General features: G+C 70.7%; 11 protein-coding genes. 3 read left to right on the top strand and 8 right to left on the bottom strand.

Features of this window, described 5'->3' with window-relative positions:
• Positions 1 to 99 precede the first annotated feature (99 nt).
• The 5 genes from glpK to ACLF6P_RS05205 form a co-directional block, all read right to left on the bottom strand.
• Positions 100 to 1614 carry a glycerol kinase GlpK gene (glpK, locus tag ACLF6P_RS05225; protein WP_415948438.1) on the bottom strand — a complete coding sequence of 505 codons (1515 nt, stop codon included), beginning with the start codon at positions 1612 to 1614 and terminating at the stop codon, positions 100 to 102.
• A 93-nt stretch (positions 1615 to 1707) separates the two neighbouring features.
• The gene (locus ACLF6P_RS05220; protein ID WP_415948437.1) at positions 1708 to 2472 is read right to left on the bottom strand and encodes an MIP/aquaporin family protein; all 765 of its coding nucleotides are present in this window, start codon (positions 2470 to 2472) and stop codon (positions 1708 to 1710) included.
• 395 nt (positions 2473 to 2867) lie between these two features.
• Positions 2868 to 4058: a lipid-transfer protein gene (locus ACLF6P_RS05215; RefSeq protein WP_415948436.1), complete on the bottom strand. Its 1191-nt coding sequence runs from the start codon at positions 4056 to 4058 to the stop codon at positions 2868 to 2870.
• A complete protein-coding gene (locus ACLF6P_RS05210) occupies positions 4055 to 4477 on the bottom strand; it encodes a Zn-ribbon domain-containing OB-fold protein (protein WP_415948626.1) in 423 nt (140 codons plus the stop codon). Before ACLF6P_RS05210 ends, ACLF6P_RS05215 begins: the two co-directional genes overlap by 4 nt.
• Positions 4478 to 4661: 184 nt before the next feature.
• Complete coding sequence (locus tag ACLF6P_RS05205) at positions 4662 to 5564, bottom strand: M15 family metallopeptidase (protein ID WP_415948434.1); 903 nt, start codon at positions 5562 to 5564, stop codon at positions 4662 to 4664.
• Between the two features lie 107 nt (positions 5565 to 5671).
• Here ACLF6P_RS05205 and ACLF6P_RS05200 point away from each other — a divergent pair, with 107 nt between their 5' ends.
• A complete protein-coding gene (locus tag ACLF6P_RS05200) occupies positions 5672 to 6205 on the top strand; it encodes an NUDIX domain-containing protein (RefSeq protein WP_415948432.1) in 534 nt (177 codons plus the stop codon).
• 27 nt (positions 6206 to 6232) lie between these two features.
• On the opposite strand, the gene ACLF6P_RS05195 is transcribed toward ACLF6P_RS05200, so the two are convergent.
• Positions 6233 to 8590, bottom strand: coding sequence for a glycoside hydrolase family 31 protein (locus ACLF6P_RS05195; protein WP_415948430.1), 2358 nt, complete (start codon positions 8588 to 8590; stop codon positions 6233 to 6235).
• 286 nt (positions 8591 to 8876) lie between these two features.
• On the opposite strand from ACLF6P_RS05195, the gene ACLF6P_RS05190 reads away from it, so the two are divergent.
• Together ACLF6P_RS05190 and ACLF6P_RS05185 are read left to right on the top strand one after the other, a co-directional pair.
• A complete protein-coding gene (locus ACLF6P_RS05190; protein WP_415948429.1) occupies positions 8877 to 10844 on the top strand; it encodes an acetoacetate--CoA ligase in 1968 nt (655 codons plus the stop codon).
• A gap of 169 nt (positions 10845 to 11013) precedes the next feature.
• Positions 11014 to 11874, top strand: a complete 861-nt coding sequence (locus ACLF6P_RS05185; protein WP_415948625.1) for a hypothetical protein — start codon at positions 11014 to 11016, stop codon at positions 11872 to 11874.
• An 83-nt stretch (positions 11875 to 11957) separates the two neighbouring features.
• Here the strand turns inward: ACLF6P_RS05185 and ptsP are convergent, their stop codons facing one another.
• Both ptsP and ACLF6P_RS05175 read right to left on the bottom strand, forming a co-directional pair.
• Positions 11958 to 13628, bottom strand: a complete 1671-nt coding sequence (gene ptsP / locus ACLF6P_RS05180) for a phosphoenolpyruvate--protein phosphotransferase (RefSeq protein ID WP_415948427.1) — start codon at positions 13626 to 13628, stop codon at positions 11958 to 11960.
• A gap of 77 nt (positions 13629 to 13705) precedes the next feature.
• Entirely contained in the window at positions 13706 to 14155 is a 450-nt protein-coding gene (locus ACLF6P_RS05175) for a PTS sugar transporter subunit IIA (RefSeq protein ID WP_415948425.1), read from the bottom strand.
• Positions 14156 to 14522: the final 367 nt, after the last annotated feature.

Genomic DNA, 14522 nt, shown 5'->3' with positions numbered 1-14522 from the left:
ACCGCGGAGCAACAGACGGCCCGCACCCCCGCCGACAGGGGTGCGAGCCGCCGCTGATCGAGACCTGCCGGTCCCGGAGCGGTTACGCCGCCGTCCCGCTCAGCCTTCCCGGTCCTCCTGCCAGCCGAAGCTGCGCTCCACCGCCTTGCGCCAGTTGTGGTACTCCCTGTCGCGCACCTCGTCGGTCATCCGCGGAGTCCACTCCGCGTCCTTCTGCCAGTGCGCCTTGAGTTCGTCCAGGTCGTTCCACACCCCCGTGGCGAGCCCGGCCGCGTAGGCCGCGCCCAGACACGTCGTCTCGGAGACCTTCGGGCGGACGACGGGCACCCCGAGCACATCCGCCTGGTGCTGCATCAGGAGGTTGTTCCCGGTCATGCCGCCGTCCACCTTGAGCGTGGTGATCTGCACCCCGGAGTCCTGGTACATCGCGTCCACGACCTCACGGGTCTGCCAGCTGGTCGCCTCGAGGACCGCACGCGCCAGGTGCGCCTTCGTGACGTACCGGGTCAGGCCGGTGATCACTCCGCGGGCGTCGGAGCGCCAGTACGGCGCGAACAGGCCGGAGAACGCAGGCACGATGTAGGCGCCGCCGTTGTCCTCCACACTGCCCGCGAGTGCCTCGATCTCGTCCGCGCTGCGGATGATGCCGAGCTGGTCGCGCAGCCACTGCACCAGCGCGCCGGTGATCGCGATCGAGCCCTCCAGGCAGTAGACCGGCGCCTCGCCGCCGATCCGGTAGCCCATCGTGGTGAGCAGCCCGTTCTTCGAGGGCACGGGCCGGCTGCCGGTGTTGAGCAGCAGGAAACTGCCCGTGCCGTAGGTGTTCTTGGCCGTGCCCGTGTCGTAGCAGGCCTGGCCGAAGACGGCCGCCTGCTGGTCGCCGAGCGCCGAGGCCACCGGCACCCCGGCGAGCTGGCCGACCGCGGTGCCGTACACCTCGGCCGATGACCTGATCTCGGGGAGCAGGTCCTGCGGCAGGTTCATGGCCGACAGGATCGAGGTGTCCCACTGCAGGGTCTCGAGGTCCATCAGCATGGTGCGCCCGGCGTTGGTGACGTCGGTGACGTGCACTCCGCCGTCGGTGCCGCCGGTCAGGTTCCATATCAGCCAGGAGTCGATCGTGCCGAAGGCTATCTCGCCGCGTTCGGCGCGTGCCCTGAGGCCGGGCACGTGGTCCAGCAGCCAGGCGGCCTTGGGCCCGGAGAAGTAGCTGGCGAGCGGCAGCCCGGTGGTCTCCCGGAAGCGGTCCTGGCCGTCGGTGCCGCCGAGCTCGGTGCAGAGTGCGGAGGTACGGGTGTCCTGCCAGACGATCGCGTTGTGCACGGGCTTTCCGGTGGCGCGGTCCCACAGGACGGTGGTCTCGCGCTGGTTGGTGATGCCGAGCGCGCTCAGCTCGTTCGCGCGCAGCCCGGCCTTGGCGAGGGCGCCGGCCACGACGGCCTGCACCTTGGACCAGATCTCCGTCGCATCGTGCTCCACCCAGCCCGGCTTCGGGAAGATCTGGCGGTGCTCTCGCTGGTCGACGGCGACGATCGCGCCGTCCTGGTCGAAGATGATGCAGCGGCTCGACGTGGTGCCCTGGTCGATCGCCGCGACGTGCTTCCGCTCCGGCATGGCTACCTCTTCTCGGCAAGTCCTTGCGAAGGCTGGGCAGGGGCCGGTGGGTTCGCCGGCGGAGCGCGGCCCCTCCGCCCCGCCGGCGGCGGCTCAGAAGGCCACGTTGAAGATGAGTCCGGCCAGCACACCGCCGAGCAACGGCCCGGCCACGGGCACCCACGCGTAACCCCAGTCGGACGTCCCCTTGTTGGGGATCGGCAGTACGGCGTGGGCGATCCGCGGCCCGAGGTCACGGGCCGGGTTGATGGCGTACCCGGTCGGGCCGCCGAGCGACAGGCCGATGCCGACGACGAGGAGCGAGACGAGCAGGATCGAAATGCCGGATCCGTAGATGCCCGCACCCTCGCCGGGGATCGGGCCGATCCCGATGCCGGCGTTCCTGCCGAAGGCGAGAAGCGGCAGCACGAGCCCGATGGTGGCGATGACCTCCGTCGTCATGTTGGCGACCGGACTGCGGATCTCCGGACCCGTGGCGAAGATCCCCAGCGTGGGCTGAGCAGTCTCGGTGTCCTTGTTGGCCTGGAACTGGGAGTAGTAGACGAGCCAGGCCAGGACGGCGCCCAGGAAGGCGCCCACCATCTGGCCCAGGATGTACAGCGGCACCTGATCCCAGTCACCCGTGTCGACGGCCACGCCGAAGGTCACCGCGGGGTTGATATGGCCGCCGGACAGCGGCGCGGAGGTGTAGGCGCCCGCGAGGACGCCGAAACCCCAGCCGAAGGTGATGACGATCCATCCGGAGGCCTTCGACTTGGAGTGGTTGAGCGTGACGCCGGCGACCACACCGGCGCCGAACAGAATCAGGATCGCGGTGCCGATGACCTCTCCGACGAATACATCCGCGTTCGCATACATGGCGGCTCCCTTGGGGCCTGGCCCGGGGCCTGGCGCCCGGGTCCTCCGTGCAGGGGGTGGTTCCCACAACTGCGCCGAAGGCAGGGGAAACCCGCCCCGCCCGGCGTCCGTGACGAGCGTGCCGTCGCAGCCGAAATCGCCTGTGGGGGAGAGCCTTTCTACCAGGCAGAAGCCCCGAAAGCGGTGTGACATCCTGGAGCGGCGATGCCGACTGACACCCGGAAGTGTTCACCGCACCCGGGGGAGCGTCAAGGTCGCGGGCAGCAATCGGCGGCGGGCCGGGTGAGCGCTTTCAACGACGGCTCCGACCCGCCCCGGGCCAAGTCACCCGGCCGAGTCTCCCCGGCCAAGCCCCGCCACGACCAGCCACCGCCTCACCCCGTGGCGAGCCCGCCTCACCGCACCGCGACCACCGCGGACCCGTGCCCGAACAGCCCCTGATTCGCACTGATCCCGACCCGCGCCCCTGGCACCTGGCGCTGACCCGCCAGCCCGCGAAGCTGGCCGACAAGTTCACACACCTGGGCTATCGCCTGCGCCGGCACGGCCTCCCCGAACGAGGCCAGGCCGCCGCTGGAATTCACGGGCACCCGCCCGCCCGGTGAGGTCGCGCCGGAGCGCAGCAGCTTCGCACCCTCGCCCTCGGCGCACAGCCCGAGATCCTCGTACCACTGCAGTTCGAGTGCCGTGGACAGGTCGTACACCTCGGCCAGCGAGAGGTCGGCAGGCCCGATCCCCGCCTCCTCGTAGGCGGCGTGCGCGATCGAGGCCCGGAAGCTGCGCCCGGGCGGTTCCACGCCCGCAGCCGAATCCGTGGCGATGTCCGGCAGATCGAGCACGGTCTGCGGATACGTCGGCGTCACCGTCGAGACCGCCCGGATTCTGACCGGATCGGCCTGCCCGTGCCGCCGCGCGAAGTCCATGCTGGACAGCACCAGCGCCGCCGCACCGTCGGAGGTCGCGCAGATGTCGAGCAGCCGCAGCGGATCGGCCACCACAGCGGAGGCCGCCACCTCCTCGGCCGTCACCGCCTTGCGGTAGCGGGCATACGGATTGAGTACGCCCGCGGCCGCGTTCTTCACCTTGACCTGCGCGAAGTCCTCCGGCGTATCGCCGTGCACCGCCATCCGCCGTCGCGCGTACAGCGCGAAGTACGCGGGGTTGGTGGCGCCGAGCACCCGGAAGCGCAGCCAGTCCGGATCGTCCCGGCGCTCGCCTCCGGCGGGCCGGAAGAACCCCTTGGGCGCGGCATCCGCACCCACCACGAGCACCACGTCGGCGATCCCCGCCAGGATCTGCGTACGGGCGGTGGCGATGGCCTGCGCACCCGACGCGCAGGCCGCGTACACACTGGTCACGCGCGCGCCCTGCCAGCCGAGGGCCTTCGCGAAGGTGGCGCCGGCGACATACCCGGGATAACCGCCCCGGACCGTATCGGCACCGACCACCGAACCCACGTCACGCCAGTCGATGCCCGCGTCCCGCAGCGCGGCACGCGCCGCGATCGTCCCGTACTCGATGAAACTCCGGCCCCATTTGCCCCAGGCGTGCATTCCGGCGCCGAGCACCGCCACATCCCGGCTCATCGCTCGCTCACCGGCCTGAAGTGCCAGGTGGTCCAGGTCGTCTCCGCGTCCTCGTTGAGGACTCCGGGTACGGCCTCGACCTCCATGCCGACCTCGAGCTCGGCCGCCGTCACCCCGGGCGGTGCCTGACCGAGCACGATCATGCGTTCGGCTGCAAGCTCCACCGCCATCAGTGTGTAGGGCTCCCACTCGGTCTGCGGATCCGAGACATAGGGGAGCGGTGGGCGGTAGCGCCCGTCGGTATAGGACCAGATGCGTCCGCGCCTGGACAGCGGCACCTCGGCGAGTTCGCCGCCGCCGCAGCCCGGGTTGCGGCAGAAGCGGTCCTCGCGCGGGAAGAAGACCGAACCGCATCCGGCACACCGCGTGCCGAGCAGCCGGAAGTCATGCCCTTCGCCTGTGAACCAGTCGGCCACCACAGGTGTTCGCGTACGAGACAAGGTCCCTCCCCGGCCTGGATCTGACGGAACGTCAGAAGTCTGCCACGGGAGACGGGCTCACGTCAGCCGTTGGGGCACGCACGGCCGTACCTGCCGACGCGCCCGTGCGAGAACCGAAACCGGTGTGCCTGCGTCTGGATGAGGGTGAGGCGCTTGAGCCTCATCACTGCGGCGGCCAGAACCCACGGGGGTGGTCCTGGCCGCCGCGCCGCTGCCTGCCCTCACTGTCCGCCGACCGACCTTCGGCCGACCTTCGGCCGACCGGGAAGTCGAAGTAGGTCTCGGGGAACGGTTCAGGCCGGTATGTGAAGTGCCACCACTCCTCGGGCAGATTGACGAAGCCCGTCTCGCTCAGCGTTCCTCGCAGCAGATCGCGGTTCTTCCGCTGCTCCCCGGTGATCCGCGGATCGTCCGTGTGCGAGAGGGCGTCGAAGCAGTCGTAACCCGTGCCCATGTCCACCGAGTTGTCCGGGAATCGTTCGTTCTGCGGCGCGAAGCACGGCACGAGCCCCTCGCCGGAGACGTACGGACGTGTGGTCGACGCCGGCAGCCTCACGAGCGTGAGATCCACCGTGGATCCCCGGCTGTGCCCCGACTTCGCCGCGATATAGCCGTCGTCGAACAGCCTCGACTTGTCGACATGCGGATAGAACTCCGCCTTCATCCGCTCGTCGTCGAGGTCCTTCGCCCAGCGCACGAAATCGTCCACGGCCCGCTGCGGCCGGTAACAGTCGTACACCTTGAGCGCATAGCCCTTCCTGAGCAGTGCGCGCTGCGCCCGGTGCAGCGCGCGGGCGGCGGGTTTCGTGAGCAGACAGAGCGGCCGGTGGTAGCCGTCGACCGGTTCGCCGACGAAGTTGTGCGCTGTCGTGTAGCGCATCTCGCGCAGGATCGTCGGATCCACCCGATCGAGCGCCACGAACTCCTCGGGAGCCTTGGGCTCCGGCGAGGCCCCGGCGGTGGCGGGCGCTGCGGTCACGGCGAGCAGCGCGGCGGCGGCGACGGCGAGAGTGCGCCGGGTGCCGTGGATGACCTGGAGGGCGCGGATCTGCGGAAGACGGGTCATGGCCTTCCCTCTACCAGGCGCGTGGGGCGCCTGTGAAGGGTGAGTCGCAGGTCGGCGAGCCGGGGGAGCGTGCGGGCCCGTCCGGCCCGTCCGCTACAGTCCCGCCCGTGTCAGACACTGCGCTCTCCCCCGCCAAGTCCACCAGGAACTCCCACTGTTCGAGCTGCGGAGCCCCGTACGCCGACGTCTCCGGATGGCCCCGCACCTGCACCGCCTGCGGCGAAACGGCCTACCGCAATCCGATCCCCGTCGCGGTCGCCCTCCAGCCCGTGCACGACACGCAGGGCATGGGCCTCCTGGTGATCACCCGCGCCATCGAACCCGCCCGAGGTGAACTCGCCCTGCCCGGCGGCTTCGTCGACCACGACGAGGACTGGCGGCACGCGCTTGTACGGGAACTGTCCGAGGAGACCGGCATCGAGGCCGAGGAGCGCGATGTCCGCCTCGCCGACGCCTTGAGCTCCCCGGACGGGCACCTCCTTCTGTTCGGCATCCTGCCCCCGCGCCCGGCCGCCGCCCTTCCCCCGTTCACACCGAACCCGGAAACCACGGACCGTTCGATCCTGCGGACCCCCGCCACGCTGGGCTTCCCCCTGCACACACTCGCGGCAGAGGCCTGGTTCTCCGGCCGCTACGCCTGAGCGTCACACAACCCGCTACGCACCGCGCTACACACCCCGCATCCGCACCCGGTCGGTGACCTCCACCGGCCCGTCGGCCGTCTCCCGAACCACGGTCACCCGGTCGTCCTCCCAGCGCGTCACATACTGTTCGACCTCGGCCCGCTCCCAGCCGTCGCCGAGGTCGCGGACGATCAGGCCGCCGCCGGTGCGTCCCCGGGCCGGAGCCCACACCTCGAGTTCGAGCCGACCGTCGTCCCCGCGCACCGGGATGACGGCCCCGGCCCGTGCAAGGACGGGGATACGGGACCGGGGAGCGTCGAGCAGCACCTGACCGGGTCCTTCGTACGGGCGTCCGTCCGCCGTGTCGTACCAGCGCCCGCGCGGCAGCCGCACCGCACGCCGGTCCGCTCCCGGCTCGAAGACCGGTGCCACCACGAAGGCATCGCCGAGCAGGAACGCGTCATCGCAGTCCCTGAGCGCCCGGTCCTCCGGCGCGGACCACCACAGCGGCCGCACATACGGCGCGCCGGTGCGGTGGGCGAGCTCGGCGAGACTCACGAAGTACGGATGCAGCCGCCGCCGCTGCGCGAGAGCAGCACGCGCATGCTCCAGGACCTCCTCCCCGTACACCCACGGCTCCCGCCGCCCCGCCCGCAGCGCCGAGTGCGTACGGAACAGCGGCAGCAGCGAACCCAGCTGGAACCAGCGCAGATACAGCTCCGCCGAGGGCGTCCCGTCGAAGCCGCCCACGTCGGGCCCGGAGTACGGCACCCCGCACAGACCGAGCCCGACCACCAGCGCAAGCGAAGCCCGAAGCCCCGCCCAGCTCGACTCCACATCCCCCGACCACGTACCCCCGTAGCGCTGCAGCCCCGCCCAGCCCGAGCGGGAGAACAGAAACGGCCGCTCCTGGGGCCGCAGCTCGCACAACCCCTCGTACGCGGCCCGCGCCATGCACAGCCCGTACACGTTGTGCGCCTCGCGATGATCACCTCCACGGCCGTCGAGCGCATGCCGGGCCGAGCGCGGCAGCGAGGGATCACCGAACGCGGCGAACGACACCGGCTCGTTCATGTCATGCCAGAACCCCGCGAACCCCTGCCCGAGCCGCTCCGCGTACTGCCGCCCCCACCAGGCCCGCACCCCGGGCGCGGTGAAGTCCGGGTACACCGACTCGCCCGGCCACACCACCCCGCGTACCAGCCGGCCCTTCCCGTCCCGTACGAAAGCGTCCTCCGCCACCCCCGACTCGAACACCGCGCTCCCGGGCCCCGCCTTCACCGCCGGATCCACGATCGAGACGAGCCGCGTCCCCTGCTCCTTCAACTCCTCGGCAAGCTTCGGAAGTTCCGGAAATCGCTCCTGATCGACCGTGAACACCTGATGCGCGTCGAAATGATCGATGTCCAGATGCACCGCATCAAGCCCCAGCCCCCGATCCCGGTACCCGGCCACCACCCGCCGCACCTCAGCCGAGGACCCGAACCCCCAGCGCGCGTGCTGATACCCGAGCGCCCAGGCGGGAGGCACCGCCGCCGCCCCGGTCAGCCCGGACCACGCCTGCAGCACCCGCGCGGGCGTACCGGCCATCACCCAGCACCTCAACGGACCGCCGTCCATCCGGAGTTCCGCCGCCCCCGGGCGGTCATGCCCCGAACCCGCACCCTCCTCACCCGCGCGCAGCGTCACCGTGCCGTCCCACGGGTTGTCATGGAAGACCAGATGCGTCCCCGCATCCGCCACCACCAGCTGCACCGGCATCGTCAGATACAGCGGATCGTCCCCGGGCACGAAGGAGCCACCAGGGTCCGTGTTCCACAGCCGGTAGGTGCCGTCCGGCAGCCGTGGCCCCGCCGCCCGCCCGCCGAGCCCGAAGAACCGCGCGTCGGCCGGCACTTCGGAGCGCTGCACCCACCGCGCAGGCCCACCGCCCGCAGGCTCCCACCAGCGCGGCGGCAGCTCCCGGCGCAGCACCACACCGCCCGGCGTCCGCACCTCGACCGTGCCGTGCCGCGAGACCGCGACGGTGACCCGCTCGGACACCACCCGCCAGCCGCCGTCCTTGTCCGGCTCCAGAAACGCCCGCTCATCCGGCTCGGGCCGCAGCCCCGACAGCGCGTACGACGGCTCCTGCCGCGCCCCGTCCCAGCCCCAGAACACCGCGCCGCCCCCGGTCACACACACCCGCAGCTGCGAACGCGTGAACCGCACGAGCCCGCCCCCGGGACCGGGCTCGACCCCCGTCACCGCACCCGGCACCCGAGCCCGCTCCGCCCCGCGCCGCGGCAGTCCCACCGCGTCCGCCCGCTGCCTGCGCCAGGCCGCCCGCACCGCACGCACCCCCTGCGCGGCGCCCACCGTGCCCAGAGTTCGTACGGATCGCACCAGATCAAGACCGTCCATACCGCTCAGCCTGTCATCGCCGATACCCGGCACGAGCGGCGTTCAACTGCCGTTCACCCGGAACGCGAGCACTTCTTCACGCCTCGCCACGGACGCCCGCCCCGCGCCGTAGCATCACCCGTCCACCACACCCGACTCCCGGACGTGTGGGAGGCCACTATGGTGCTGAAGTCGATCACGTGGCATCGTCCGTGTCGGCGAGGACGCCGCACGCCGCACCGAGACCCGGTACGGACGCGGTCCACGCCCTCCGCGTCAACACCGCGTACCGCTTGGGAGCCGCACCATGTCCACCGCCGCACCGCAGCCTCTGTGGGAGCCCGACGAGGCCCGGATCGCCGCCGCACGGATCACCCGATTCCAGAGCTGGGCCGCCGCCCACCACGGCGCCCCCGCGGAGGGCGGATACGAGGCCCTGCACCGCTGGTCGGTCGCGGAGCTCGAGTCCTTCTGGCAGGCCGTCGTCGAGTGGTTCGACATCTGCTTTGCCACGCCGTATGAATGTGTGCTCGGCGACCGTTCCATGCCGGGCGCTGAGTGGTTCCCGGGCGCGACCCTCAATTACGCCGCGCACGCCCTGCAACACGCTGGCGAACGCCCGGACGAACCAGCGCTCATCTACGTCGACGAGACCCACGAACAGCGCCCCGTCTCCTGGTCCGAGCTGCGCCGCCAGGTCGGCTCCCTCGCCGCGGAACTGCGTGCACTCGGCGTCCAGCCCGGCGACCGCGTCAGCGGCTACCTGCCGAACATCCCGCAGGCCGTCGTCGCCTTCCTCGCGAGCGCCGCCGTCGGCGCGGTGTGGACCTCCTGCGCCCCGGACTTCGGCGCCCGCAGCGTCCTCGACCGCTTCCAGCAGGTCGAGCCCGTCGTCCTGTTCACCGTCGACGGCTACCGCTACGGCGGCAAGGAACACGACCGCCGCGACACCGTCGCCGAACTCCGCAGCGAGCTGCCTTCCCTGCGCGCGGTCGTCCACATCCCGCTGCTCGGCACCGAGGCCCCCGAAGGCGCCCTCGACTGGTCCGCCCTCACCGCGGCCGACACCGAGCCGGTCTTCGAACAGCTCCCGTTCGACCACCCGCTGTGGGTCCTCTACTCCTCCGGCACCACCGGGCTGCCCAAGGCCATCGTCCAGTCCCAGGGCGGCATCCTCGTCGAGCACTTCAAACAGCTCGGCCTGCATTGCGACCTCGGCCCCGGCGACCGCTTCTTCTGGTTCACCTCCACCGGCTGGATGATGTGGAACTTCCTCGTCTCCGGCCTCCTCACGGGCACCACCGTGATCCTCTACGACGGCAGCCCGGGCTATCCCGACACCGGCGCCCAGTGGTCCATCGCCGAACAGACCGGCGCCACCCTCTTCGGCACCTCAGCCGCGTACGTCATGGCCTGCCGCAAGGCCGGTGTGCACCCCGGCCGCGACCATGACCTCTCCCGCATCCAGTGCGTCGCCACCACCGGCTCCCCGCTGCCGCCGGACGGCTTCCGCTGGCTGCACGACGAGGTCCGCGAGGACCTGTGGATCGCCTCCGTCAGCGGCGGCACCGACGTCTGCTCCTGCTTCGCCGGAGCCGTCCCCACCCTCCCGGTCCACATCGGCGAACTCCAGGCCCCCGGCCTCGGCACCGACCTCCAGTCCTGGGACCCGCAGGGCAAGCCCCTGACCGGCGAAGTCGGCGAACTCGTCGTCACCAACCCCATGCCGTCCATGCCGATCCGCTTCTGGAACGACCCCGACGGCAGCCGCTACCACGACAGCTACTTCGACACCTACCCCGGAGTCTGGCGCCACGGCGACTGGATCACGATCACCGACCGAGGCTCGGTGATCATCCACGGCCGCTCCGACTCCACCCTCAACCGCGGCGGCGTCCGCATGGGTTCCGCCGACATCTACGAGACCGTCGAACGGCTCCCGGAGATCCGCGAATCCCTCGTCATCGGCAGCGAACAGCCCGACGGCGGCTACTGGATGCCCCTCTTCGTCCACCTCGCGCCGGGCGCGGTCCTCGACGACGACCTGCGTACGAGGATCAAGCAGACCATCCGCGAACAGCTCTCCCCGCGCCACGTCCCCGACGAGATCATCGAGGCCCCCGGCGTCCCGCACACCCTCACGGGCAAGCGCCTCGAAGTCCCCGTGAAGCGGCTCCTGCAGGGCACCCCGCTCGACAAGGCCGTGAACCCGGGCTCCGTGGACAGCCTCGAACTGCTCCAGTTCTACGCCGACCTCGCCCGCGCACGCCGCTGACCTGCACGGCTTCCCCCTCGGCCCCGATTGTCAGACCCGTCACATACGGTGAACGAGCAATGACCGAATGTGCTCAGGGGGAAGCATGCAGCACACCGAACATCACACCGAACATCACACCGAACACCAGACCAAGCAGCAGACCAAACGGCACACCAAGCGGGACACGATGCGGCGCGCACTGCGCCGCGAGGTCGCCGGCACGGTCGGCGTGCTCGCCGACGCGAGGGACTTCGAAGCGATGCTGCACTACCGCAGCTTCGCCTTCACCGAGCATGACGCGTATCTGCGGCAGGTCGAGGGCCTGCTCAGAGCAAGAGCCGCCCAGGGCCAGCACACCACCCTCGCGCTCTTCGACCCGGCGGACTACGAGGACTTCTGCACCGACCTCGCCCTCGACCCGGACCGCACCACAAGCCGCAGTCAGTACACGGCCGAGCTCGCGGCCACCGGCGCCACGGTCCCCTATGACGGCAGCCCGCTCGACACCGTCATCCCCACCCTCGTCGAAGAGGCGGTGCGCCGGTCCACGTGGGAGTACGCCGACTCCCTCCTGGCCGGCATCGGCAGGTGCGCCGACTGCGGCGAGGACATCGGCCGAGCCGCGTTCGCCCACGCCGCCCTGCTCCTCGACCGTGTCCTCGACACCACCACACCGGGCAGCCACCACCTGGTGTGCAGCACCCCGCTGCCGGTCCACGACCTGACCGCCGCCCTGCACGCCGGCAGAGACCCGGACGGCCGCATCGAGGCCGATGAACAGGAGGCCCTGGAGTTCGTCTCGGTCCTCGCCGTCGCCGTGGCCACCCGCAGCGCCGGCGGCCTGGTCCTGCGCAGCAGCACCACCGGCCGACCGGACCGCGTCCAGGGCTGGCGACTGCGCGGCGAGGCACTCGTCCCACTCACCGCGGCCGAGGTCTTCGACGCGTACTGCACCGACGTCCTCTCCGGCGAACCACTGCCCCCGGAGTCCGGCGTCGACTACTGCGCGGCACCGGACCTGGGGCCATTCGAGGGACACCCGCACTGATACGGACGCAGAACGGAACCGAAAAGGCCGGAGGGCGCCCCGCCCAGTGGTGGGACGCCCTCCGGCTGGCGATCAGCGCGGACTCACTCGCCCGAAAGCACTGCCTGCGCCGCAGCGCGGGCCTCGTCCGCCGACTCCGCGGCACGCGCGGCAGCCGCGGCACGCTCGCACTGGGCCAGCGTGTACTTGGCAAGCGTCGCCCGTACATAAGGAATCGACGCGGCACCCATGGACAGGGAGGTCACACCCAGACCGGTCAGCACACAGGCGAGCAGCGGATCGGAAGCCGCCTCGCCACAGACACCACAGCTCTTGCCCTCGGCCTTCGCGGTCTCGGCCGACAGCGCCACCAGGTCGAGCAGCGCGGGTTGCCACGGGTCCTGCAGACGCGAGACGGCACCGACCTGACGGTCGGCGGCGAAGGTGTACTGCGCCAGGTCGTTCGTGCCGATCGACAGGAACTCGACCTCCTGCAGCACAGAGCGGGCCCGCAGCGCGGCGGACGGGATCTCCACCATGGCGCCGAACTTCGCCTGCAGCCCCGCCTTGCGGCAGGCATCGGCGAAGGCCCTGGCGTCCGCACGGTCGGCCACCATCGGAGCCATGACCTCGAGGTAGACGGGCAGCCCCTCGGCGGCCTTGGCCAGAGCGGTCAACTGCGTCCGCAGCACCTCCGGGTTGTCCAGCAGCGTACGCAGCCCCCGCACACCGAGCGCCGGGTTCGGTTCGTCGGCCGGCGTCAGGAAGTCCAGCGGCTTATCGGCACCGGCGTCGAGCACACGCACGACCACACGGCCCTCGGGGAAGGCCTCGAGAACCGTGCGGTAGGCCTCGACCTGCTTCTCCTCGGAAGGAGCCTTCTTGCTGTCGTCGAGGAACAGGAACTCGGTGCGGAACAGCCCCACACCCTCGGCGCCCGCCTCGACCGCGGCAGGCACATCCGCCGGACCGCCGACATTGGCGAGCAGCGGCATCTTGTGCCCGTCCGAGGTCGCACCAGGGCCGGAGGAAGCGGCGAGCGCGGCCTTGCGCTCCTCCGCCAGCTTCTCCAGCTCGGCACGCTTGTCGGCGCTCGGCTCGACGAAGATCTCACCACTGCTGCCGTCGACCGCGATCACCTTGCCCTCGGGCAGCTCACCCGCACCAGGCAGCGCCACCACGGCCGGCACGCCGAGCGCCCGCGCGAGGATCGCGCTGTGGCTGGTCGGCCCGCCCTCCTCGGTCACGAAACCGAGCACGAGCGCCGGATCGAGCAGCGCGGTGTCGGCCGGAGCGAGATCCCGGGCGATCAGCACATAAGGCCGGTCGCTGTCCGGCACACCCGGCATCGGCACCCCGAGGAGCCGCGCCACGATGCGGTTCCGTACGTCGTCGAGGTCGGCCACCCGGCCGGCCATGTACTCACCCGCACCCGCGAGCAGCTCGCGGTAGTGCGAGAACGCGTCGTACACACCGCGCTCGGCAGTGGAACCGACGGCGATACGACGGTCGACGTCGGCCATCAGCTCCGGATCCTGAGCGATCATGGCCTGCGCCTCGAGCACCGCCTGCGCCTCGCCGCCGGCCAGATTGCCCCGCGCGTTCAGATCGGCGGCCACCGCCTCGACCGCCTGCCGGGCGCGCCCCTGTTCGCGCTCGGCATCCTCCGCGGGAATCTGCTTGGCCGGCGGCTCGAGTACCGCCGTGCCCATGTGCCGAACCTCGCCGATCGCCACACCGTGGCTCACGCCGACGCCTCGCAGCGTTGTCTCCATTTCACCGTCTCCGATAGTTGCGGCGGACCGAGCCGCCGCGGTGGATGTCGTACCTGCCGCTCTCGGCGGCGATGACGTCACTTCCAGCTGAAGAGAACGTCGCCGGCCTTCACGTCAGCATCCTCGATGACGTCGGAAAGGGATTCGGCCGTGGCCTCGAGTGCCACGATCGGACATACGGGTGACTTGCCCGCGGCCTCGACGGCCGACGGGTCCCAGCGCACCACGGCCTGGCCGCGCTGCACGGTGTCGCCCTTGTTCACGAGCACCTCGAAGCCTTCGCCGTTCAGCTGAACGGTGTCGATGCCGAGGTGCGTCAGTACGCCATGACCCTCGCTGTCGACGACGACGAACGCGTGCGGGTGAAGCGATACGACAACGCCGTCGACCGGCGAGACGGCCGCGCCTGCCTCACGCGCGGGGTCGATAGCGGTACCGGGGCCGACCATCGCACCGGAGAAGACCGGGTCGGGCACATTCGCGAGTCCGATGGCCTGGCCGGCGACGGGGGACGTCACAGACGTCATGGGGAGCCTCCCAGGGGTGGAGAGTCTGTACACGCCGCCACTGCCTGTCCTGGGACGGCGCACTGTTCAGAAGCGTAAGTCATATGAAGTCACGCTTCCGCGCAACTGCTTCCGGTTCAACGGGCCTACGACGCTCCGGCGCCGATTTGCGCGCGGATGAACGCGAGATGTACTGTCGTACTCCTGCCGGGGACACGGAGCGCTGCAAGCGCCCGGCCCGGGCGGACTCAATCAAGCCGGACCCTATCTCCTCTGGTTCCGCATGCCCGCAGGGCAGGTGGTCAGAGAGAAGGAAAACGCCTGATAGAGTTTGAAACACCGAAGGGAAGCCCGGAGGAAAGCCCAGGAGACTGGGTGAGTACAAAGG

The sequence above is a fragment of the Streptomyces lothianensis genome, assembly GCF_047779955.1.
In the GTDB taxonomy this organism is placed as follows: domain Bacteria; phylum Actinomycetota; class Actinomycetes; order Streptomycetales; family Streptomycetaceae; genus Streptomyces.
The sequence above is the reverse complement of the archived record's forward strand: the minus strand, read 5'-3'. Positions and strand labels throughout refer to the sequence as shown.